Source organism: Bacillus norwichensis, assembly GCF_014836955.1.
GTDB classification, from domain to species: domain Bacteria; phylum Bacillota; class Bacilli; order Bacillales; family Bacillaceae_C; genus Siminovitchia; species Siminovitchia norwichensis.
Window position 1 is genome coordinate 71,236 of record NZ_JACSPV010000004.1, and the last position, 23,601, is coordinate 94,836.

Sequence of the window (23,601 nt, forward strand, 5' to 3'; positions counted from 1 at the left end):
AAAACACAAGAAAAAAATATCGGCTGTAGGTAAAACGTCTAGTCTATTTTTTGAAATCAGTGCTAATTAAATATACTTGGCGTATTTGCGCACCGATTTTATCGAGCTCTGCTCGATAAATTCCCTCTGAAAATCTATGGCATCCGGCGGATGCTTAACTTTATTCAGTCGGGATGTGCCTCCCAATGGAATACTAATAGGTAGACTTCTGATGACTGAAGTTAAATCAAATTTCGCATAAAAACCCCTTGCACGAAAGGATGCAAGGGGAAAATAATCATTTGTCCCACTTTTGCTCTAAGGCCATTGAATCAGCTTTTAGAATGTGATACATCTTATCAGATATCTGCCCATCCTTTTTTTGATGTTCAAGCAATTGGACAAATCCGTTCATATGCTTCGCCGCTTTATCCATTGAGCCTTTATCTTCATAATGTTTGACTGCCGTCAAGTGGATAGTTAAGACTCGAGCAGTCACGTCATTTGTAATTCCGCCCTCATCTCGGGCATACTCAATGAGCCTATTCAGATGCTCTAAACTTGATGGCTCTGCCGCACCCAACTGAAGAACTAGCTTGGTTAAAATTTGCGAGTATGAATTCAGTCTTTCCATACGCTCCGGAAATTCAGAAAGAATAAACTGCATATTATCCTTAGATGGATCGTGCCAAACCCCGCCATGCTTTTCTGTTTGTGTATATCCATCCAAATCTCCGATTTCCCAATTGGTAGACTCGAGATACCCATATGGAATACCTTTTTGATGGAATGGTGCGTGATCACTCCAATCTCCAGTTGTCCCTTTTGGATAGTCTGGATTCAATCCGGGATTTGTTTGAAGGCCGATCCCGATTTCTTTCCCAATATCCAAAGCCAATTCTCTTACAAAGCCTTTTTTACCCAATCCTCCATAAACGTACATATTGTCTCCGACTATCAGACTGTCCAGATTGATCATAGCTTTCGCGTTGGCAATATCTGTGGCATTCATATTAGCCGCATATGCATTCGAACCTCTGAGGCCTGATTCTTCTGCACCAAAAGCGATAAAACGGATCGTATACGGTATTTGCAAATCCTTGACCCTTTCGGCTGTCTCCAGCATAACACCAACACCTGATCCATTATCCTCAACACCTTCCACACCACGTACCGAGTCATAGTGAGCGCCAATAATGATTTCCTCTTTTAAACTGCCTCGTTTGGTCGCGATGACATTGGCAGATTCTACAGCTGTTCCTCTGTTAGTATAGGAAAATGCTTGGATTTCGGTATCGTAACCAAGATCCTCAAAGGCTTGAAATAGATAATCCCGTGCCTGTTCCTCACCTTTTGTTCCAGCAACCCGCTCACCAATATTTTGTGACAAATACGATAAGTGTTGTAAAGCAATGCTGCCGTACTCTTTATCTACTATGGCCTGCGCTGAAGAAGCTTTGAAGACAACCCCAAAGGTCATGATGAAAACAATAATCCAGTACCGTTTGATTCCCTTCATACATGCCCACCCCCACTTAAATTAATAAATTTTATTTTCCTCACAATGTCTGTAGTACAAGCTTTTGCTTGGCCTTCCCTGTCTGTAGAGTTCATGCAACCAACTAGTGTCTTGATAGCATTATGTTCAGTTTCGTATTGACAGAAATGGTAATGCTTGCACATCTATTCTAGGTCATGAGAAGTAGTAAATTTTCATCAAAAATAAAGTACCGTTTAAACCCTGTTATTACACTTTCAAGCTATCATTAATATTCAATGAGATTTATTCCCATTTCTTGATTAGTGCATTCGTATCAGACTTTAATAAATGGTACACTTTTTCAGAAACCAACCCATTGTTTTTCTGATGCTCAAGCAGCTGGTCAAAACCTTCCATATGCTTGACAACCTTATCAGCCTGCCTCTTTTCCTCATACAAGTTGACTGCCGTCAAATGGGTGGTCAAGGCACGTGCATCCTCGTCGTTTTTAAATGCTCCTTCTTTCGCATAACGTTCCACACGGGCCTTTGTCCCTGCGGCGGTTGTTAAAATCGTTTCTTCTCCCGGATAAATCGCGTTTGTTAGAAGCCTGTAGAGATATTCAGGATGCGCACGGAATCCAACTTCCATCCCAAATAATGTAACTCCAGGATCAGCCCCTTTGATGATGACCGGCTGTCCCTGTGCAGGCTGAGGATTCTTCCAGAATCCGGCTTTGAAGAATTTTCCTTCTCCAAATGAAGCTGCTACTCTATCATTCTCAACACTCGTATACCAGACTGGATTATAAACGAACCCAATATCCTGTTCCTTATAACTAGCAGTGATGGATGTATCCCCATAGAGTACATCGACGATCCCGTTGCTGTTCGTTCCACCGCTGTTTACCGTCGCTTCAGTCAATTCAAGCTGTACAGCAGCCTTTGATGCGTTGGCACCGATGGCGATATATTTTCCTCCATTAGAAACAAACTCATGTATCGTTTTTTTATAGGCGTCATTTTTGACAATGCCCGAACCGTTGGCCACAAGAACATCAAACCCTGCCAATCCGTTAGCCTCAATATCCTGATCTCTGAGCTCAGTCACATCAAAGCCAAGCTGTTTAAGTGCTGTTCTAACTCCGTGTTGACCGCCATCATTTAAAATGGCGACATTGACTCTTTCTAACTTCTTAGCCTTTGCTGACACCGGCTTGCTCATTAATGCCAGACCTGATTCTTTCACCGCATTGGATAAGGAGGCGCTTCCCTGCTCGACATAAAAATGGCCATTTTCCCCCTTTAAAACAGGGATATTGCTTTGAATCAGCCTGTTGACAAGGGCTATCGCTCCGACAGAGCTGTTTGTAATTTCGTAAGGGCCTGCGCCGATTAACTTGCCTTCTTCAACCGCCTTATTCACTTCTTCCATTGGAACGTCAATATCAGAATCGGTAGGAATCGCTTCAAATCCCCATAACTCTGGCAGGTTCCACGCAGAAATGTCATACATAGCTCCTACACGATCACTGATATCTTCGCCGTCCCAAAGCAGTGCATTTACTAATCCAGCTTTTGCCTGGTTAAGATTTATAATGTATGTTCCCTTATCATATTTATTGCCATCAATCAAAGCAGTACCTTCTGCTTGGTGAATCTTTACACCGTATTTCAGAAGATGATTCACTGTTTTCACTGTTGCAGAAGGATCTGTATCATCAACTGGCAATACATACGACCTAGGGAAAAATCCTGGTGCATGATCCGGATGATCAAATTCAACACCGCGCCTGAACACCTCTATCTGATCCTCCAGCATTCCCACTTTATTTTTTACAGCATACTTCAAAGCTCCCATTACAGCCTGATAATGCCATTCCACTCCGTCTTGTGTCTTGTTTGGTGTTTCAAGTGTGGAAACATAGGCACCGTGATACATTCCATGTCCTGGAGCAAAGATTGGCGGATAGTCATCCCACCCGTCCTCCGCATCACGATAAGGAATATGGGTCCCCTCCATATTTTTATATAAGTCAGTTTCAAATTTATCCTTATTTGCCACCAGTTCCGCTTCCATTGCTTCTGCCTGCGGCATAGCCCACTTCAAATACAAATCATGTTCAGTATTTGGGTTATGCGGGCTTGTCGTAGGCTCAATCAGCCCCGGGGTCCGATTAGATCGCACAACAAATCCGTGTAAGTCCAAAAAGACCATGGGAACCCATTCTTTCATTAGTTCTACCGTAGCGTGGGTTTCCGGCTGTGAAAGCGTCACAAAATCACGATTGACATCAAATCCGTTACCATTTGCTCGTGTTCCAAGAATACGCCCGTCAGGATTTTGGACAACATTGAAAATAAGTATGTTATTTTCCAAGATACTCATTGTCTCATCATCATCTTCGTATCCGAAACGATCAATTAACTTTAGGATTGCATCAACACCCGGCTCTTCATTACCATGAATAGACCCATTAATTAAAATTGGAACTTTAACATCAGGATTCTCAGCGACAAATTCTTTTGCTTTGGCTGGGTCAGTCACCATTAATTCCCTCAATTTTTTTGATTGATTAATGTCTTCGGCTGATTCAGCAATTACTATGCTGTAAAGATCATGTCCCATCGAAGATTGACCAATGACATCCAACGTTACACGTTCACTTTCTTTTACATGCCTTTCAAGAATGGGCAATATTTCCTCATACGGAACTGGCGTATAAGCAACAGCATTAGCCTTTGCTTCTTGCGAGACTGGTGCGAGAAAAGAAAAAACCATCATGAATACAATCAATGGAGCAAATAAATGCTTTTTCATAAGCTTTCCCTACCCTTCCTTATAACTGAATATTCCGACTTAAATAATCCTGTTTACCCCACTAACCGAGCCCTATTTAGCCAAATTGAATCCCCCCTTTTTTTGACAGAACATCTAACACGTAAAAAGTCTTGTAAACTATAAAATTACTCAAATAGCTAGCTCTCAGCATCTATCGACTAATTTTATCTTCTGGTTTCATATTCTTTTTGCATTAATTGACATTATAACAGTATTTTTAGAATATTTTCTCTATTTATTTTATTTAAAGAAAAAAATCATCCTAAAGCATCAAACTTTTGGAAATTACAACTCTTCTCTAGGTAGTTTCCCCTTAATTTTTGTAGGAATAAAAAGGTAAAATTGCCTATAAAGAATATCCGAAGTAAGAGCAAATCGGGAAACATTTAGAAAATGTCATCAATAACTGTAGGATTGTTATCGAATTTGTAGAATATAATATAGTTTAGGCCGATAAAATCTGAGGCACCCTTCGGAGGCTCTAACTTTATTTAGCCGGGGTTTAAAACTCATTGAATGATGTAAACGGAACGATCAAAACGAAGACTGCATAAATCAAAATCTTGTGGATCTGCTTCGTGCTGCAAATGTTTGAACCGAATAATCACACATAAAACCATTTTCATGAAAAACGTTATGTTTCACAAGTGAACAAGGTTAAAATAAGGAGAGACTACGATTAGGAGGAATCTATGTGAATCCCATCGTATTATTTGACGGCGTTTGTAATTTCTGTGATGCAAGCGTGCAGTTTATCATAAAAAATGATCCTAAAGGAAAATTCCGCTTTGCTCCACTACAAAGCGATATTGGACAAAAGCTGCTGAAGCAATACCATTTTTCAGCCGATGTAGACAGTATCGTTTTGATCGAAGAAGATAAGACCTATTGCAAATCAGATGCGGCTCTAAGAATCTGCCGACATTTGAAAGGGCTTTGGAAGTTGGCTTATATACTAATCATCCTTCCGGGTTCAGCACGGAATTTTATTTATGATGTTTTAGCCAGAAATCGCTACAACTGGTTCGGAAAAAAAGACACCTGTATCCTTCCATCTCCAGAAGTGCGCAGAAGGTTCTTATCTTAATTAGTAAAAGAGAGAAGGCTCCTTTTGACCTGAACCAGAGCATACCCCCTCAAACTCAGTATAGGTACCCTAACTAATATCCAACTCAAAGAATTGATAAAATGGCTCCTTGTTCAATTCTTGAAGTTCCAGCTCCAAGTTAAACCACTTTAAAACTTCGTCGTTCATCTCATTAACCTGAAACGGAATTTGCCTATCTTGAGCGACTTCTTTAATCTGCTGAGCTGCCTCCAATGAATCTCTTGATAGACTTTGAAATTGATATTGAACTTTCTCGTTATACTGATCAACAAAGATTAGCTTCCATATAAACTCTGTCTCGTCAGTTGAATCACTCAGTTTCCCTCTATGCAAGGATGGCTGTACGTAGATCCCCTTAATTTCATCGAATGATTGGACTGTCCGCTTTCCATTCCAAGACTGTGAAACAAGTCCAAGCTCCTGATGGACCCCTCGGTAATCGGACCACATGATATATTGAAAGCCCCCGTATAAAAAAACAGTTCCAACAATCATTCCGTTCAAAAGGCGTTTTCTCCTTATGTCAGGGCTGAAAAAACGAATCGCTATGAATAAAAGAAATGCTATCATAAAGATAAGAGAAAGTGAACCGAGCTCACTGGCCCCCGGTTCATATAAAAGATATTTTCCATCTGTCATTGCTTTTTGTTTTTGCCCTTCATAAGTTTCATATGAATAAAATATGAGCGGAACAATTATCGTACAAAATACATAAATGGCTAGCCACTGCTTCACCTTACTCTTGAAATCTATCCAGGATGTCCGCATTCCTTGACCTAGCAAATAAATCGGGAGACTGGTGAGAATCAAGATAAGGATGGCAACAATCGGATTCTCTTCAAACTCCAATAGAGCGGCGAAAGCCAATAATGCACTGAAGACAATTAATATAATTCCTACGAACTTTTTTATTTCATTCACCTCTTTCGACTAAAAAGCAATCGGGGATATTACTTATCTATTGTAGTTTTTTTCTCCTATATTCACCAGCAGCGGCCTTTTGTTAAACTGGTCATAACCTAAAAAAACAAGGAGATTCTCCAATGAAAAATATAGTCCTCAGTATAGCTACGCTCATAATAGTTGGCTTGATTGCCGGATTATTTTTTTACCAGATGCCTTCCAAACATGCTGAAGTACAAGAACCAAATGACCAAGCAGCACCTGCGACACAGCCGCTCTATGCCAACGAAACAATTGATTATTCACTGCAGAACGATGAGGTCAGCATCACTTTTGATAAAGGAAAGAACTGGCTCCCCATTCCCATAGAAAAAGAGGTACTTTTTAATGGGGAGTACACTGGAAGTAAAGAGGAACTGATTGAGAATAGCTATATCCTTACGAAAAAAAGGGTAGCCTTCCTGTATTATGAAAATGACACCATCAAAATGTTATCCTCCACTGATCAAGGTGAATCCTGGCAGAAGACAGTTATTTCCGAACACTATCCACCCATTCGTTTTCGAAAAATCGCTTTTATAAATAAACACTTTGGTTATGTCATCATTTCTGGTGATCGTACAATGTCACAAGAGATGTCGAGTGTCTTTTTAACTCATGACGGTGGGAAAAGCTGGAATGAAACGAATAATACTAATGTCACAAGATTGGTAGCCGATGGCGGCTTCACCAATGAGCAGACAGGCTTTTTATCATTTGGCATCCTAAACCCTGAACATCCAGATCTTCATGTGACAAAGGATGGCGGAGCTAATTGGAGTAAAACGGAAATACGGATTCCTAAGAAGTATAATAAAATTTTTGTGATAGCCGAAGCACCTTTCAAAGACGGAAATGACTTGGCAATGCTAATAAACCAAGGTTCTAACGGCGATTATCTAGGTGGGAAGGTAAAAGGAAAGTTTCTTTCAAAAGATGAGGGAAAAACATGGGAATTTGACAGGGAGGTTCAGCTTGATGAATAAAACTAGGAAAAAAATTGGGGGATGGTTTTTATTTCTTCTTTCCATAGGATGCTTCCTTTTTCAAATGTCTTTCTTATTTTTACATGCCCATTATCAGATTGAATACACTGATAACCGGCTTTTCTTTTTGATCAACATTTTGAGTGCACTCTTTCTTTGGCTGGCGATCCTACTCCTACTGCAAATTGGAAAAAAACCGCAACTATTTAGTGGCGCATTCATCGCACTATTCATTTTAACCAATGTCATTCTTCTCGCTATGGATCAAACTAAAACGCATAATGTTGTCGGTCTTTCTCCAGATTTAAAGCATGTTTTATCCATCAAAGAAAATAAAGAAACGAAGCAGGCAACCTTTTATAGAACGTATTTTCACGCCCTTTCCCGGCCAAAAGAAAGCTTGCCCTTCAAAGCAGCCGGCGATTTTAAGGTGATGTGGCTGACCAACGATGTGGCAGCTGTCACCTATCAAGCGGCCGATAAGAGCATTCACCAATACATAGGTACATACGGAGACCGTGGCAGCGGAGGCTATTATTACGTTGGCCCATCGATCTACGGGCAGTGGTCTGGTGGTGATATAAAGGTCATAAGTGATCAGTCAGGAATCAGGGTCATTCATCCAGGAGAAATGGAGACATTTAACTGGAATCAAGTCGTACAATTCGGAACGTTAGCGATAGTGTTGGTTAATAATGATGAAGCCATATGGACTATTGCCCTTGCTGAAAATTTCAAAGTCCAATCTGAAGAACTTGCGCCGCCAATCGGAGACATCATCATTTACAAGCCAACAATGGAGACATCCAAACCCGTTATTTTAAAGTATGTTGGTCCTTAAAAAAAGTAAAGCACCGAGCTGACCGATAGCCATCTAATTTTTGAATTCATACTGGCACAACCAGAATATCCGTACATTTTCGAGCAAACGAACATGAAAAAGCTGCTGTTGGAGGAATCCCCACTGCCAGCAGCTTTTTTAAGAACTATTTAATTGCTACCCAAATCTCATGATAAGAATCTTCCCTATAAGGATTTATATCTATATATGCCTCAATGGAAGCTACTTTAGCCGGTTCGTAGCCATTTGAAGGAAACCACTCTGAATATATTTGTTTCGTCGTGGCGAGGATAGAATCCGGGACAGGTCCTTTGGCCTCAAAAACCGCCCATTTGGCTGCCGGGAAATGAAATGTTGAAAATCCGTCAGATTTTTCTCCACTATGTTCCACTGCAATCCAATAATCAACTGTGTTATTCTCCATGTTAAAGTTAGAGCAAATGCCTAGCAAACCTTTGATCTGCCCATCGTTTAATTGCAATAATTTTGTACTTTCCTTATTGTTGTTTACTTCTTCCCAAAATTCAGGAACTCCTGGTATTCCAATTTCATCCCAGCATTGAAACTCCCGTTTAATTCCTACTGCTTTAAATGCACTTCTTTTTACAATACGATAATTCATCGGTTCCGCCCCTTTCAGTTTTACCTGGATTGCCATACGGTTGTATGATTGGAGCTTCCCTTTCCCTTTTCTGGCATCACTCGGGGTTATGCCGTGCTGTTTTCGGAAAGCTCTTGAGAAAGATTCAGGAGTATCATAGCCATATTTAAAGGCAAGGTCGATGATTTTGCTATCTGTACTAGAGAGTTCTTGGGCTGCTAATGTCAGACGCCGTTTTCGAAGATATTCTCCCACAGACATATCTGTCAAAATCATAAATATACGCTGAAAATGAAAAACAGACACATTCGCCTGTTTCGCAATATCTTCGATTGTCAACGCGTCCAACAAATGAATCTCCATATAATCGATAGCCTTTTGTAAAGATTCAATCAATGCCATGCTGATCAACTCCTTATGACCATACTAACAACACGATATATCCCCTTCATGACTTTTTGTGCTTCTTAAAGTCAGCTCTCAATATTAGAAAAGCGCAAGGCGGCTGATCAGGGGCGACAAGCACAAGGCGAATGGCGAGGAGGTAGCTCCTAAACCACCACAGCCATTTGACTTGTGACCTCGAGCTCCTGCTGCCTGGAGCTGGACACTAATAAGAAACAACATATTAATTCTGATTTTATAAGAAAGATACCGCTGGAATGATCAAATGCGCCTTGGCGTATTTGCGCCCAGATTTTATCGAGCTCCGATGGATAAATTTCCTCTGAAAATCTGTGGCATCCGCCGGAGGCTTTGACTTTATTCAGCCAGGGTTTGAACCCCCACTGAATGGAATACCAATATGCATTCACCTCGCCACTTACAGAAATGGGAAACTTCTGCTGAATAAAGTTAAAAGGTTCGGACAATCATCCGAACCCTCTCTATTTAAAATTCGACATTCTCCAATGCATAGGAGCTGCCAACTCTCTCCCTTCGTCTTTGGACTGGTGAAGGGTTGTCCACGACCGTTGTATTCCGTGTTTCAAATAAATTTCATGATTGGGAGCCTGCTCATGCACTCCGGTAATATCATAAAATCCGCTCTGGAAAAACTTTCCCCAAACCTGATAATCGACAGCGGGCAAATCAACCAAAGGATCTTCAACCGAATGCGTCAATACGAAGGAAGCTTTCTCCTTCTCTATTTCCACTTCTTCCAAGAAGATGCCGTCATCTGAAGGAACCACTTCCCCCTTCAAATTTCGGAGCATTCCATATCCATGCGTTTTCCCTATATCTTTGTTCAATTTGACCTCAGATCCATCTGCTGTTACAACAATTTCAGCCGTCGAGCGATAAGCCTCAGAAGTTGGGTCAAAACTACGCCCTTCTCCTTTAAAATAGCGATACGGAGATGTATGATCCGAATTTTTTATCCAGTTTTTAGATACAAACGTTTTGTACAAAAACTTCCATTCCCTTTTCTCAAGTGAGTGATCTTCAACTTTTAAAATTTCTTCCAACGGCTCAAGTACCTTCGTCATTTGGAATTTTTCCATGGCTACATTTTGTTCTTTCACCTTTCTTTGCATCACTCTGGATTCATGACCTGAATCTTGCTTCCACGTTAACGGACGTTCAGCATATACTCGATATGTGTATTCCACCTGGCTTCTTACCCAGCGATCAACAAATAAGGGCTCTTCCACTTTGCTGATCCTTTTGCCGTTCCGATAAATAAGATATTCTTCAACACCTTCAATCGGATCCCACTCCAGTGCAACCAACGATCGCGAAATAATAGTCGTTTGAACGCAATTTCTCACTACATTCTCTAATTCCCTGGATTCAACCGCCGTTGAAGTTTGGACTTTCAGCCGTTCCGGCGAACCTCTTCTCGTGCCTATTTCAATTGTATAAAGATATGTAGTCCCCGCAGCCAATTCACTATCCCTAAAGACTTCATCAGTCCCTTCATAAATCAGCCGTCCTTCCCTGTAAATCCGAAATGGGCCCTTCACACTCTTAAAATAGAAAATGATTTCATTTGTTGAATGCTCAACCGCTTTAATCGGGAAGCTTTTCGGATAAGCGGTCTTCGTTTGAAATTTTTTACCAATCATTACAAGAGTTGTTCCAATAAAACTGATGAATGGTATCAAATAACGCCTCACCATATTATCAACCTCGCTTTCCCTTGAAATTGCATTTCGAACCAGTGACAAGAACCCATCATATCCTAAACAGCAGGGAGGTGGTGGTGATCTCATCAAGTGTGTTTTTCCAGGAAATGCTTACTTTATATTGTATCGCCATTTTAGGCTGGGTCGCCAGAAAAAGGAATATACTGGGCAAAGAGTCAATATCTGTACTGACCCAAGTACTATTATACATCACTCTACCTGCCCTCATTTTACATTCTCTGAACATTGAGCTATCGCTTAGTTTTATAGAAGATTTTATTTGGCTAATAGCAATGTCTGCTTATGTTTGTATCATTTCTGCGATCATTGCGTCTTATTTCGGTAAAAAAACTCAGTTGCCGACAGAACAAAGGCCTGTATACGAAAGCCTGATGATTTTTGGTAATCAAGGCTATATCGGCTATGCCATCAGTTATATTCTACTAGAAGAAAAAGGAATCATTTATCTTACAATTTTTAATATCTGTTATTTAGTTTTTATCTGGGCATATGGAATTCATCTTTTCACAAGAAAAAAAGGTGAGATCAACTGGAGAGCTGTTCTTGTGAATCCCGGAATCGTCTCTACTTCTGTCGGTCTCATTCTTTTATTTCTTCCTTTTAGGTGGCCTATGTTCTTAGCAGAAACATTGAAAACCGTGGGAGAAATGACAGTTCCCTTGTCCATGATTCTTGTCGGGGCATTAATCGCCAATGTGAAAATGAAAACATTTTTCTTATCACTCAAAAATGGTTACTTGTGGACATCATCCCTTTTACGACTCCTTTTCTTTCCCTTGCTGTTACTTCCATTCGCCGTATTATCCGTACCGTTTCCTGTTCTATTAATCGCCTTCATTGTTTCCGGCATGCCTTCCGCACCGACTATTTGCATATACGTACAAAAGTACGGTGGGGATTCACTTCTTGCTTCACTCGGAGTTTTACTAACAACTGCACTTAGCATCATAACGATTCCACTCATCTACCTCTTTATTACTCATGTTTCTCCATTCCTTGCTTCACACTAATGAATAGGTGGCTGAAAAAATATTTCTCACTGCACTCAGCTTAAGATGCAATGAAAAAATCACTGGACTACATTAAATGTGCCTTGACGTATTTTCGCCCAGCTTTAATTGAACTTCGCTAGATAAACTTCCTCTAAAAATCTGTGGCATCCACCAGAGGCTCTAACTTTATTCAACCAGGGTTTGAACCCACCGCATACAAAAGGAGAGACTTCTGCGGAATAAAGTTAAATATGATGCAGAAAAAAATCAAAAAGACTGTGAACTTTTCCCTGTATAGATGCCGTTATGATACACTTAATTCGAAATGAATTCTTATTGGAGTGTATCGTCTATGAACAATAATAATTTTGGATCTATCGGCCATGTAAAACGCAACTATCGGCCTGCTATCATCACAATTTCAGTTGTGCTGATCGGAGCGATCGGGGTGTTAGCCGGGATGCCTGGAATCGAGGACTTCGATGCATTCGATGTTACGATTCTTCCTTTATTGAACGCAATATTAAATAGTTTCACCTTTCTATTTCTAGTAGGAGCATTGATCGCTATCCTGAAACGCAATGTCAAAGTTCACCGTCGTTTCATCTATGCGGCTTTCGTCACCACATTTTTCTTTCTTATCACATACGTGACGTTCCACTTCCTTTCCCCCTCTACACCATATGGCGGGTCAGGACTGCTGGCAGGTATTTATTATTTTGTTTTAATCACACATATCACACTGGCTGCAGCTATTGTGCCGCTCGCTCTTACCAGTGTTGCACGCGCTTGGAACATGGAAAATGACCGTCATAGAAAAATCGCCCGTTGGACGATGCCGATCTGGTTATATGTAAGCCTAACAGGCGTACTGGTCTATATTCTGATTTCTCCATATTATTAAAATCGAGTTGCAAAGAGTGCTTCCAATTCACGGAAGCATTTTTTTCTTTTCCTGGAATTACATCCTTAACGCTTAAAGCACATGAGATATAATAGAAATATAGAATGAAAGCATATTGGCTTTCTAAGGAGGGAACCCTTTTTTGCACGAAAAAGATTCATTACAAAAAGTCCTTTCGCAAATCCTTTCAAATGATAGTGAGATCACGGAAATGAAAAACGATCATGAAGAATTGCCAACAGCCGCGGAGCTATTAAAAGCAATTACGGAAGGTGACGGATCGATAAAGATGAAGGAAATCATAGATATTATCACTGACATCCCTCCCTCAAAATCAATCGACAATCAAGAGTATATCAAAATGATTGAAAGTCCTATTTTTGGTAAATTGATAGACTCTCTCTATGACGGCATATATATCACTGATGGCAACGGAGTTACTGTAAAAGTAAATAAAGCATATGAACGAATTACCGGGCTCAACAGAGCAGAACTCATAGGCCTTCATATGAAAGATGTTGTGACATCTGGTTTGATAAATAAATCAGTTTCATTACAAGTGATTAAAGAGAAACGTCCAATCACACTTATGCAGATGATTAAACAGGAGAGAAAAATCATCGTGTCCGGAATGCCGGTATTTAATGAGGAGAATGATGTCCTCTTTGTTGTAACTAATGTAAGAGATGTAACGGAACTGCTCCATTTAAAACTGGAGTTAGAGGAGCTTCAAAAAATAAAAGAACTAAAGCAAGTGTCTAAAGAACTCTCTGGTGTTCACTCTGATCCTTTAATCATTAGCGAGGAATCTAGAGAAATGTTTTTGGTAGCCGAGAAAGTGGCAAAGACGAATGCCAAAGTGCTGCTGCAGGGAGAAACGGGTGTTGGTAAATCCGTTGTCGCCAAATACATTCATGACAATTCAAGCCGCAAGCACGCCCCATTCCTAGAATTAAACTGCGGAGCCCTTCCTCCAAGTTTAATAGAAGCTGAACTATTCGGCTATGAGCCTGGCGCCTTTACAGGTGCCCTTGCTAAGGGAAAAAAAGGATTGCTTGAAATCGCCCATAACGGCACCTTGTTTTTAGATGAAATTGGAGAATTGCCTTTAGAAATTCAAGCCAAGCTTCTAAAAGTGATTGAAGACCAAGCTTTCATTCCGATCGGATCAACAAAAGTAAAAAAGATAGATATACGGATTATTTCCGCTACATTGAAAAACTTGCGGGAATTAGTCAATCAGGGGAAATTTAGAGAGGACCTATTTTATCGTCTACATGTTGTCCCTATCGAAGTACCCCCACTCCGTAAAAGAAAAAAAGAGTTGCTATTGCTTATCGAACATTATATCGACGACCTTAACCGCTCATATGGCTGGAACAAACATATATCGGTAGAAGCTTTAGAATTATTACAGCATTATGCTTGGCCGGGTAATATCCGTGAATTAAAGAATGTAATCGAGAGAATGATGATTATGGCTGCAAAAGATCAAATGAACGTTTCAGACTTGCCAATTGAAATTAGAGATGCCAAGCATGATCAAAGTTTATTGGGAGAAGAAATTATCCCTTTGAAGGATGCCGTTGAGCGGGTTGAAAAGCATTATATCCTGAAAGCAATGAAGGAATATAAAACAACTCGGAAAGCGGCGGAGGTACTCCAAATCAGTCAGCCAACTATTGTTCAAAAAATGAAAAGGTGGCAACAACTTGATTAAATAAATAATCAAACAACCCAAAATAGATTATAAAACGAATCAATTTTGTCCTATAAATGGCAAGGAAGTGAATCTTCCTTGCCATTTATATTGATATGAAAGGATTCTTGTATATTGGCACACTTCTTGCAAAAAGAATACCTCTATACGAAATAAAAAAGGAGTATGATCTTCATGAGTATATCTTCATTCAAAATTGCAAATAAATTAATCACTGGAGAGGGCGCTACATCACGTATTCCCGAAGAGTTGGAAAGACTTCAAGTTAAAAACCCTCTTATCATCACAGATAAAATTTTAGTAAAAGTAGGAACCGTTGCAAAAGTAACTGACCTACTGGAAGGGGTTAACTTCGATATTTTTGATGGAGTTCTACCAGAGCCTGAATTTTCCATAGCTGAAGATTGTGCAAAAGTATTTATTAAAGGAGAGCACGACGGTGTTATTGCTATCGGAGGCGGAAGTGCTATCGACATCGCGAAAGCGGTATCAGTTTTCTCTAATTATGAAGGAAGTGGCGAGGAGATTGTTGGAACCGATTTAGTTCCTGCTAAAGGGGCACCAATCATTGCGGTCCCAACAACCGCCGGTACAGGCTCAGAAGTAACAAATATATCTATTTTATCCGATAAAAAAGCTCAGCTGAAAAAAGGTGTAGTAAGCGACTTTTTACTTCCTGATGTGGCTATAGTCTCTCCTGAAATGACGATATCCATGCCTCCATCTGTTACAGCAGCCAGTGGAATAGATGCATTGGTACATGCGATTGAAGCTTATATTTCTATTAATCGTTCGCCGATTACAGATGCTTTGGCTTTACATGCAATGAAACTGATCGCAGTTCATTTACCAAAAGCTTATACCAACCCTAATAATATCCATTCAAGAGAAATGATGGCTACTGCAAGTCTAATGGCAGGAATGGCATTCGGGAATGCTGGCGTAGGAGCCGTTCACGCACTTGCTTATCCATTAGGCGGTCGATATTCCATTGCGCATGGTATCAGTAATGCTCTTCTACTTCCTTATGTAATGGAGTGGAATAAAATTAGCTGCTTAGAACGATTCAGAGATATTGCCGAAGCTTTAGGTATACAAACAGGGCATTTATCAGATATGGAGGCAGCAGATCAAGCTGTAAATAGAATGAGGGATTTGTGTAAAGCTGTCAGGATTCCAGATGGTTTAAGATCTTTTGACATTCCTGAAGATGCCTTGGAGGAGATGGCTGAGGACGCAAGTCAAATTGACCGGTTATTAAAAAATAACCCCCGCGTATTAACAAAACAAGATATATTTGAAATTTACAAGGAAGCGTATTAAGAAGTAGGAGGATTAATCATGCAGTGGAAAAACCGACAATACGGTGAGGAATCGCCGTTCATTCCAATGGGGCCTTTTAAATTAAGGCTCCCATTTATTCATTATAAATTTGAATGGCCTGATTATGTACAAGGATTGCTGATGTGTGCTGTAGACTTAGCAGCAATTCCGTTATTGGTAGAATTACTGGGGATGCCATTTGAAGCAGCACTTGCCGTTGTTATGTTAAACGGACTTTTCTATCTCACCCACCACCTACTGGGGGACCCGGTTATTCCCGGTTGGATCACACCGGCAATCCCTTTAATTATGGCTTATGTGTCAGCGTTTCCGGAAGGACCCGAGCGTGTATATGCATTAATATCCTTCCAATTAATGTTGGGAATTTTATCAATCTTTTTGGGTGCGACAGGCTTAGCAAGTAAGGTAGTCAACCTAGTGCCACCGGCAATGAAATCCGGTATTATTTTAGGTGCCGGCTTTGCCGCAGTCATCTCAGTTTTTCAAGCCGGTGGACGTTTTGAGTCGTTTCCTTGGACGATCACAATTACAATCGGAATCGCATTTTATTTACTATTTTCAAGACATTTTAACTCAATCAAAAATCGGAATAAATCCCTTCAGCTCTTAGCTAAACTAGGCATATTCCCTATTATCACCTTAGCTGTATTTATTGCTCCGATTTTTAAAGAAGCTCCTTGGCCTACAATTGAGTGGGGATTCACCAAGCCTGACTTTGCTGTTTTGTGGAGTGAATACACCGTATTTGGATTGGGATTTCCGCCACTGGAAATGTTCCTGACTGCTTTACCTACAGTGTTGGCCACTTACATTGTATTGTTCGGAGACGTATTGCAGAGTAAAGCCTTAATTGATGAAGCAGACGAGCTTAGACCAGATGAAAAAATTGATTACAATCCAAACCGAGCACACCTTATTTTCGGCTCCCGAAATTCAATTATGAGTATTTTGGGGCCTGATGTCACAATGTCTGGACCGTTATGGGCAGCTATGCAGGTTGTAGTCGTTGAGCGTTATAAAGAAGGCAAAAAGGTAATGGACTCCATTTTTGGCGGTTCAGGCTCATTTCGTTGGGGAACCAATACCGCTTTATTATTAATGCCAATTGTCAGCCTTCTTGAACCCATTTTAGGCGTTGCTTTAGCACTCACCCTTTTAATCCAAGGATATGTCAGTGTAAGAATTGGCATTATGGAGTCACATAGCCAGCGAGACTTGGGTGTTGCAGGTATTATCGGGGCCATCTTGGCAACAAAAGGGGCGACTTGGGCATTTGCTGCCGGGATTCTCCTATGTCTATTAATTTATGGAAAACAGTTCTTTAAAGGGGAAAATGATGGAACCTTTGCAAAAGATGTAAAAGAAGATTCCAAAGCCCCAAATGAAGAAAGTGTATAAAATTTCATTACAAAATATGGGATTGGGAAACTGTAAATATAGACCTTTTTAGATACCTTCACATGATGGCATCTAAAATCCCTTAAAATAGGTCAGCCGAAGAAAACGTTTTTCTTCGGCTGATTTTGTATTGGTGACGTCTTGCTCCTAAATAGCCTTGCCTTGGGTAGCCTGTCAGTCCCTCTCCGATGAAGTATAAAGGGTGTTTTGATTGAAATACGGGTTGAAGGAAATAGTACTTTCCTAGTTCGATGGATTACTGTCTAAATAAGAAACAATACTATCGACTTCCTCCAAAATACTGGACTCAAACAAAGAATCACTAGCCAAATGAGAAAAAATACTATGTAGCCACTAATCGTAACGATTTTTAATAAAAACAGCAAAGAACGGGCTTTAAGCCCGTCCAGATGCCCACTTCTGGACATTTCCTTGTTTAATATTAATTCAACGCGGCATTTAGCCATTTCTTGGGACCAACTTCGCTTGTACTACAAATCTTCCCTTGTCGGGATCCAGTAAATAATCACAAGTTGATAAGGTAAGAATTTGATCATCAGCCTGCAATTCCACATCTGTCCAATGAACGGATTCATCCATCATCTTCTGCAAAAGAGCGGCATACTCTTCGTCAGAATCAAATTCCGTTTGAATATAATCAAAGTCGGTTGTTGTATGATAAACGGCAAACACTTTCGCATCGTATGCGCCATACAGCGTATCAAAATAAATCGTTTGATGCGATTCAAAGAAATCTTTATCAAGGAACTTCTTCAACTGATTGAACATGGAACCATCTTTCATAGAATGGCCATAGATAATAGTATTCCGATCATGTGCAGTAATATCATTCCTGTAATCCATGAAAATACTGCCCGCACGCGAGTCTTCCTTCTTATAATTCCGGTATAGATAATACTCATTTGTATCTGCCTGCAAGATCGGATAATTGACCATCGTATCATCAATGGTGATCCAGCCTATCATATCAGGGTTTATCTGAAGCAATTTATTAAACTGAGAACGGATTTCACCTTCTTTAATCTCCTCGATTTCAGCGGAATGTTCATTATAATAGAGCTGTTGGACTTCCGCCAAAACCTGGCGATTTTTGTAATAACCGATGAAAATGCTCGCCAGTTCATATCCCGAATAAATAAGGACAATTAGACATAAGATGGTGAACACCTTTTGCCCAACTCTTCCTTTCTTTTGCCGTTTTCCGTCCATCATCAACCACCTCAAGCAAAAAGATTATTGAGTTCCCAAAGGGAGGATATATAAACCAGATTCCTCATCCATTTTGACAACCGCCTGCACTCCGTATATTTCTTGTATCAATTCAGAAGTAACAACTTGTTCTGGAGTACCTTTTTTTATCAATTTTCCATCTTTCATTACCATAATCGTATCACTATAGCGAATGGCCTGATTAATATCATGGAGCACCATCACAATCGTTAAACCATTTTCGCTATTTAACTGTTTGACCAATTCCAATATCTCATACTGGTAGTAAATATCTAAATAAGTGGTCGGTTCATCCAAAAATAGGTATGGGGTGCTTTGAGCCAATGTCATCGCTATCCAAGCACGTTGCCGCTCTCCTCCAGATAGCTCACTGATCATTTTAGTCTTCTTAGCTATTAAATTAGTTTTTTGTAAAGCCCATTCAACAGCTTGTTGATCATCAGATGTCTGATTGGAAAAAATTGATTTGTACGGCAGTCTTCCATAGCTAGTTAGCTTTTCTACTGTCATATCGGCTGGTGCACTATTTTGTTGATGTACAATTGCAATCTTCTTTGCCAGCTCCTTAGGCTTTATATGGTGCAATTGCTTCCCATCTATCATAACTTGCCCTTTATTCGGAACATAGCTATTGGCTAAGATCCCCAATAAGGTCGACTTCCCTGAACCATTTGGGCCAATAATGGTGGTGATCTTATGCTGATCAATCTTACTGGAAATATTTTTTAGATGATTCGTTTTCTTATCATATGAATAAGTAATGTCTTTAATTTCCATAGATACGATCACTCTTTCTAAGTAAGAATATTAAAAATGGCCCACCAATCAATGCCATAATGATCGATGCAGGAATTTCATTTGGAGCTATTAATGTTCTTCCCAGCGTATCCGAAAGTAAAATTAATAGTGCACCTAATAGCGCAGAAAAAGGGATCAGTACTTTGTGATCTGTTCCAACCAGTATGCGGCCGATATGTGGTACAAGCAGTCCCACAAAAACGAACAGCCCAGCAGTGGCTGTAGCAACCGATGCGAGCAAGACCGCAATGGCTGAAATGACAAAGCGAGCTAAGTTCACATTAAATCCAAGGCTCTTTGCCGTTTTATCTTCCAATCCCAAATAATTGCACCACGCATATACCGCTACAGCCAGAATTAATCCGACTGTCCCATAAATAACCATTATTTCCACGTCACTCCACTTCTTCATTGCCAAAGTAGAGGTTGTTACTTCTTGTACCATCGATGTAGTATAACTTCCCCGGTAATTAAATGTTTGGCTTAAACTTGTAAAAATCGCATTAATTGCTACCCCGATTAAAATCATCCGCAACGGATCTAAACCTGATTTCCACGAAATGGAATAGACAAGAAAAAAGGCCAAGGCACCACCTAGAAAAGCAAAAAAAGGCATATAAAAATATAGAGTCGGAAAGATGGATACCAATAACATCGCCATAAAACCTGCACCTGATGAAACACCGATTATTCCTGGCTCTGCTAATGGGTTTCTCATCACTGCTTGCAGCAACACTCCTGAAACTGATAGAGACGCTCCTGCAAACACTGCAATAATAATCCTGGGCAGACGCAAATCTCTAATGACTTGGACGTCTCCATTTGTACCAGTTATTAGCCCGTTTATTAATTCACCGAACGAAACTTGAATACTGCCGGTATTGACCGAGTAAATAAGCGCAATCATTAATAATAAAATTATTGTTATAAAACTAAGCCATTTTTTCTTCATTTAGAACATCCTTTTCAATAGACAACAGTCTATCCACTCTTATTCCGAATAAAGCAATTCAACCATTACATCTAACGCTTCAGACGCAGCTAAGTTACCTGTCGTGCCGAAAAGAGTTTCCTCCAAATCATATACCCGATTATTTTTTACAGCATCAAAATGTTTCCAAATATCATTTTCCTTAAATTCTTTGTCAAACATTTCTACTACTTCATCTGGCATCCCGTGTGCCGCCCGTAAAATAATATCAGGATTTGATTGCTGTAAGTATTCGGTATTCGAGGCGAGATATTCAACTTTTTCGCCAGAAAAAACATTTATACCGCCGCTTTTTTCAACCAGGTCACCAATGTACGAACGATCCGTAGCAACTAAATAGCTTCCAGGTACTCCCATTAAAATAAGCACCTTAGGAGCTGGTTTCCCTTCAATTTTTTTCTCGGTTTCCTTCAATTTTTCATCAAATTCATTCACTATTTTCTCGGCTTGTTCTTGACGTTTGTATTGTTCTCCGATCTTTAAAACTTCTGAGTACATATCATCAATACTCTCTAAGTTTACATATCGAGTATTAATTCCAGCATCTTCAAAAACAGACTCTAAATCATACTTTAATGTTGTAACAGACATAACTTCCTTCGGTTGCAATGACATGATCAATTCCATATCTGGACTCATCGGATTTCCCACTTCTGTAATCCCCTTATATCTCTTAGGTAATTTTTTATAGCTTGTTGGAATACCGATTAAATCAATTTCCAATGCGTCCATGATTTCAGTTACTGCCACCGTCGTAGATACTATCCGATTATTTTCAGGATCATTATTCTCTTTTATTGTTTTCTTTGCATTTTTTTCAGATGAACAGCCAATGAGTAACAAGATGACAACCATTAATAAAACAAGGATTTTCCTCTTCATAAGAAGTTCCCACCCAGCGAGACATATTTATCAAAACAGGAGTCTTGTTACCAAGAACAAAGGCAACAAGACTCAAATTAACGTACTTCTTAATTATTCGTACCTGGTTTTCTACGCCACTTAATGATTAATAAAATAAGTGATCCCATTAATAAAGTGGCGAATAAAATAATTTTTGCTTTATCAGCTGTTTTAGGATTAATTCCTAGTTTGTTCGTAATGCCATTGTTGCTTTTATTGATCTTATCGCCATTACGGTCAAATGCTGGAACAGTAGTATCCTGTTCATTTTCTTGCCCAGACTTAGTTTCTTCATTTGTATTAGGCTCTGATTTTGGCTTTGATCCATCGGCAACTTTTCCTCCAGATGGAATATTACTTGGATCAAACTTAAAGCGGATGTCATATTTATTATCGTAATTAAAACCAGGAATTCCTGTCACGATAATATGCACCTTGGCATTTAAGATTTGATCAAGATCAGATACTTTAAATTCAACAACTTTTGTATCTTTCTTAGTATCCTCACTAACAGTCTTAACATCTACAAAATCTTTGCCTGATTGTACCTTGAAGTACTTCCACCATGAGCTATTCTTTAACGTAGTTTGAACAGTATACTCTCCATTTTCCACAATCAATTTTGCTGGCTTTTCCATATAGCCGTCAGCTACAGATATCTCATCCTTATTTGCTTGCCATACTACAAATGGTAAATCATAAATACCGTCTTTGTATTTCTGGTTCTCACCTGGAGTTTTTCCAGGGGTTTTACCAGGGGTTTTTCCAGGAGTTTTTCCAGGAGTTTTTCCAGGAGTTTTTCCAGGAGTTTTTCCAGGAGTTTCTCCTGTACCTTCACCCGGAGTTTCTCCCGTGCCTTCACCTGGGTTTTCCCCGGATTCACCTGGGTTCTCTCCTGATGGAATTTGGCTTGGATCAAACTTAAAGCGAATGTCATACTTATTATCGTAATTAATGAATGGAACAATAATATGCACTTTCGCATTTAGGATTTGTTCAAGATCAGATACTTTAAATTCAACAACTTTTGTATCTTTCTTGGTGTCTTCACTAACAGTCTTAACATCTACAAAACCTTTACCTGATTGTACCTTAAAATATTTCCACCATGAGCTGTTCTTTAACGTGGTTTGAACAGTATATTCTCCATTTTTCACAATCAATTTTGCTGGTTTTTCCAAGTAATCGTCAGCAACAGAGATTTCATTCTTAGCTGCTTGCCATACTACAAACGGCAAATCATAAACACCGTCTTTGTATTTCTGGTTCTCACCTGGAGTTTCTCCTGTGCCTTCACCTGGGTTTTCTCCCGTGCCTTCACCTGGGTTTTCTCCCGTGCCTTCACCTGGAGTTTCTCCTGTGCCTTCACCTGGAGTTTCTCCTGTGCCTTCACCTGGAGTTTCTCCCGTGCCTTCACCTGGAGTTTCTCCCGTGCCTTCACCTGGGGTTTCTCCTGATAACGGGATTTCGCTTGTATCAAATTTAAAGCGAATGTCATATTTATTATCGTAATTAAGTCCTGGAATTCCTGTCACGATAATATGCACTTTGGCATTTAGAATTTGATCAAGATCATCCACCTTAAATTGAACAATCCTTGTACCTTTCTTCACATCTTCACTAACAGTTGTCACATTAACAAAATCTTTGCCTGACTGTACCTTAAATTCCTGCCACCATGAACTATTCTTTAATTCAGCTTGGACAATGTACTTTCCATCTTCTATAGTCAGCTGGGCTGGCTTTTCGAAATAATCATCCGCTACAGATTGTTCGTCCTTCTCTGCTTGCCACACAACAAACGGTAGCTTATAAACTCCGTCTTTGTATTTCGGTTGATCTACTTCTTCTTCGCCACCATTATCTTCGACCACCGTCACGCTATCTTCGCTAAACTGAAGGCGGAGTGGTTGGTCACCATTATGTGCTCCTGCTGTATATTGCACTTGCGCGTTCATCATCGTTGTTAGCTCATCAAGCTCATACGTGACTACTCGCGTATTCTTCCCTTCATTTACCTCTTCTTTAACCGGCTGTTTCTCTTCCACTTGAAAACCTGTGACTGTCTTATGATCTGTCAACGTAAGTGTCAGAAGGGTTTTTCCATCTTTTACTGCCAGGGATGCTGTTTTTTCAATGTATCTTGCCATACCAGATGGCTTATCTTCCTTAGCATGTAAGGCCTCAAGATCTATCGTGTAATTTCCATCTTCCAAATGTATCGGAGTTGGAGTCTCTACTGGTTCCTCCACAACGACTTTTGTTACACTGTCTTCATTAAATGCTAGACGAAGCGGTTGGTCACCATTATGTGCTCCTGCTGTATATTGCACTTGCGCGTTCATCATCGTTGTTAGCTCATCAAGCTCATA

At 39.9% G+C, this 23,601-nt stretch carries 18 protein-coding genes; 8 read left to right on the forward strand and 10 right to left on the reverse strand.

All coding sequences use genetic code 11. The annotated features are described in order from the left end of the window. Positions 1 to 277 precede the first annotated feature (277 nt). Both H9631_RS03585 and H9631_RS03590 read right to left on the reverse strand, forming a co-directional pair. Complete coding sequence (locus H9631_RS03585) at positions 278 to 1,498, reverse strand: M28 family peptidase (RefSeq protein WP_191810024.1); 1,221 nt, start codon at positions 1,496 to 1,498, stop codon at positions 278 to 280. A gap of 264 nt (positions 1,499 to 1,762) precedes the next feature. Further along, on the reverse strand, positions 1,763 to 4,279 hold the full coding sequence (locus tag H9631_RS03590; protein ID WP_191810026.1) for an FIMAH domain-containing protein: 2,517 nt from the start codon (positions 4,277 to 4,279) through the stop codon (positions 1,763 to 1,765). Between the two features lie 715 nt (positions 4,280 to 4,994). Between H9631_RS03590 and H9631_RS03595 the strand changes: the two genes are divergently transcribed. Next, positions 4,995 to 5,387, forward strand: coding sequence for a thiol-disulfide oxidoreductase DCC family protein (locus tag H9631_RS03595; RefSeq protein ID WP_191810028.1), 393 nt, complete (start codon positions 4,995 to 4,997; stop codon positions 5,385 to 5,387). A gap of 69 nt (positions 5,388 to 5,456) precedes the next feature. Here the strand turns inward: H9631_RS03595 and H9631_RS03600 are convergent, their stop codons facing one another. Further along, complete coding sequence (locus H9631_RS03600; protein ID WP_191810030.1) at positions 5,457 to 6,329, reverse strand: hypothetical protein; 873 nt, start codon at positions 6,327 to 6,329, stop codon at positions 5,457 to 5,459. A 122-nt stretch (positions 6,330 to 6,451) separates the two neighbouring features. On the opposite strand from H9631_RS03600, the gene H9631_RS03605 reads away from it, so the two are divergent. Then, positions 6,452 to 7,336 (forward strand): WD40/YVTN/BNR-like repeat-containing protein, encoded by an 885-nt coding sequence (locus H9631_RS03605; RefSeq protein WP_191810032.1) that lies wholly within the window; start codon positions 6,452 to 6,454, stop codon positions 7,334 to 7,336. Next, positions 7,329 to 8,177: a hypothetical protein gene (locus tag H9631_RS03610; RefSeq protein ID WP_191810034.1), complete on the forward strand. Its 849-nt coding sequence runs from the start codon at positions 7,329 to 7,331 to the stop codon at positions 8,175 to 8,177. Before H9631_RS03605 ends, H9631_RS03610 begins: the two co-directional genes overlap by 8 nt. A gap of 145 nt (positions 8,178 to 8,322) precedes the next feature. On the opposite strand, the gene H9631_RS03615 is transcribed toward H9631_RS03610, so the two are convergent. Together H9631_RS03615 and H9631_RS03625 are read right to left on the reverse strand one after the other, a co-directional pair. Beyond that, on the reverse strand, positions 8,323 to 9,180 hold the full coding sequence (locus tag H9631_RS03615; protein WP_191810036.1) for an AraC family transcriptional regulator: 858 nt from the start codon (positions 9,178 to 9,180) through the stop codon (positions 8,323 to 8,325). Positions 9,181 to 9,665: 485 nt separating this feature from the next. Next, positions 9,666 to 10,901, reverse strand: coding sequence for a hypothetical protein (locus H9631_RS03625; protein ID WP_191810040.1), 1,236 nt, complete (start codon positions 10,899 to 10,901; stop codon positions 9,666 to 9,668). An 83-nt stretch (positions 10,902 to 10,984) separates the two neighbouring features. On the opposite strand from H9631_RS03625, the gene H9631_RS03630 reads away from it, so the two are divergent. The 5 genes from H9631_RS03630 (at position 10,985) to H9631_RS03650 (ending at position 17,286) form a co-directional block, all read left to right on the forward strand. Continuing rightward, on the forward strand, positions 10,985 to 11,938 hold the full coding sequence (locus H9631_RS03630) for an AEC family transporter (RefSeq protein ID WP_191810042.1): 954 nt from the start codon (positions 10,985 to 10,987) through the stop codon (positions 11,936 to 11,938). 334 nt (positions 11,939 to 12,272) lie between these two features. Next, positions 12,273 to 12,824, forward strand: coding sequence for a DUF420 domain-containing protein (locus tag H9631_RS03635; protein WP_191810044.1), 552 nt, complete (start codon positions 12,273 to 12,275; stop codon positions 12,822 to 12,824). Positions 12,825 to 12,966: 142 nt separating this feature from the next. Continuing rightward, complete coding sequence (locus H9631_RS03640) at positions 12,967 to 14,544, forward strand: sigma-54 interaction domain-containing protein (RefSeq protein ID WP_225220832.1); 1,578 nt, start codon at positions 12,967 to 12,969, stop codon at positions 14,542 to 14,544. Between the two features lie 174 nt (positions 14,545 to 14,718). Next, positions 14,719 to 15,867, forward strand: a complete 1,149-nt coding sequence (locus tag H9631_RS03645) for an iron-containing alcohol dehydrogenase (RefSeq protein WP_191810046.1) — start codon at positions 14,719 to 14,721, stop codon at positions 15,865 to 15,867. A gap of 18 nt (positions 15,868 to 15,885) precedes the next feature. Beyond that, a complete protein-coding gene (locus H9631_RS03650; RefSeq protein ID WP_191810048.1) occupies positions 15,886 to 17,286 on the forward strand; it encodes a hypothetical protein in 1,401 nt (466 codons plus the stop codon). Between the two features lie 459 nt (positions 17,287 to 17,745). On the opposite strand, the gene srtB is transcribed toward H9631_RS03650, so the two are convergent. The 5 genes from srtB to H9631_RS22960 form a co-directional block, all read right to left on the reverse strand. Further along, the gene (gene srtB, locus H9631_RS03655) at positions 17,746 to 18,519 is read right to left on the reverse strand and encodes a class B sortase (RefSeq protein WP_404801709.1); all 774 of its coding nucleotides are present in this window, start codon (positions 18,517 to 18,519) and stop codon (positions 17,746 to 17,748) included. 21 nt (positions 18,520 to 18,540) lie between these two features. Then, on the reverse strand, positions 18,541 to 19,314 hold the full coding sequence (locus H9631_RS03660) for an ABC transporter ATP-binding protein (RefSeq protein ID WP_191810051.1): 774 nt from the start codon (positions 19,312 to 19,314) through the stop codon (positions 18,541 to 18,543). Beyond that, positions 19,304 to 20,287 carry a FecCD family ABC transporter permease gene (locus tag H9631_RS03665; protein ID WP_191810053.1) on the reverse strand — a complete coding sequence of 328 codons (984 nt, stop codon included), beginning with the start codon at positions 20,285 to 20,287 and terminating at the stop codon, positions 19,304 to 19,306. Before H9631_RS03665 ends, H9631_RS03660 begins: the two co-directional genes overlap by 11 nt. Positions 20,288 to 20,326: 39 nt before the next feature. Beyond that, on the reverse strand, positions 20,327 to 21,208 hold the full coding sequence (isdE, locus tag H9631_RS03670; RefSeq protein ID WP_191810056.1) for a heme ABC transporter substrate-binding protein IsdE: 882 nt from the start codon (positions 21,206 to 21,208) through the stop codon (positions 20,327 to 20,329). A gap of 89 nt (positions 21,209 to 21,297) precedes the next feature. Next, positions 21,298 to 23,577 carry an NEAT domain-containing protein gene (locus H9631_RS22960; protein WP_318246767.1) on the reverse strand — a complete coding sequence of 760 codons (2,280 nt, stop codon included), beginning with the start codon at positions 23,575 to 23,577 and terminating at the stop codon, positions 21,298 to 21,300. Positions 23,578 to 23,601 lie beyond the last annotated feature (24 nt).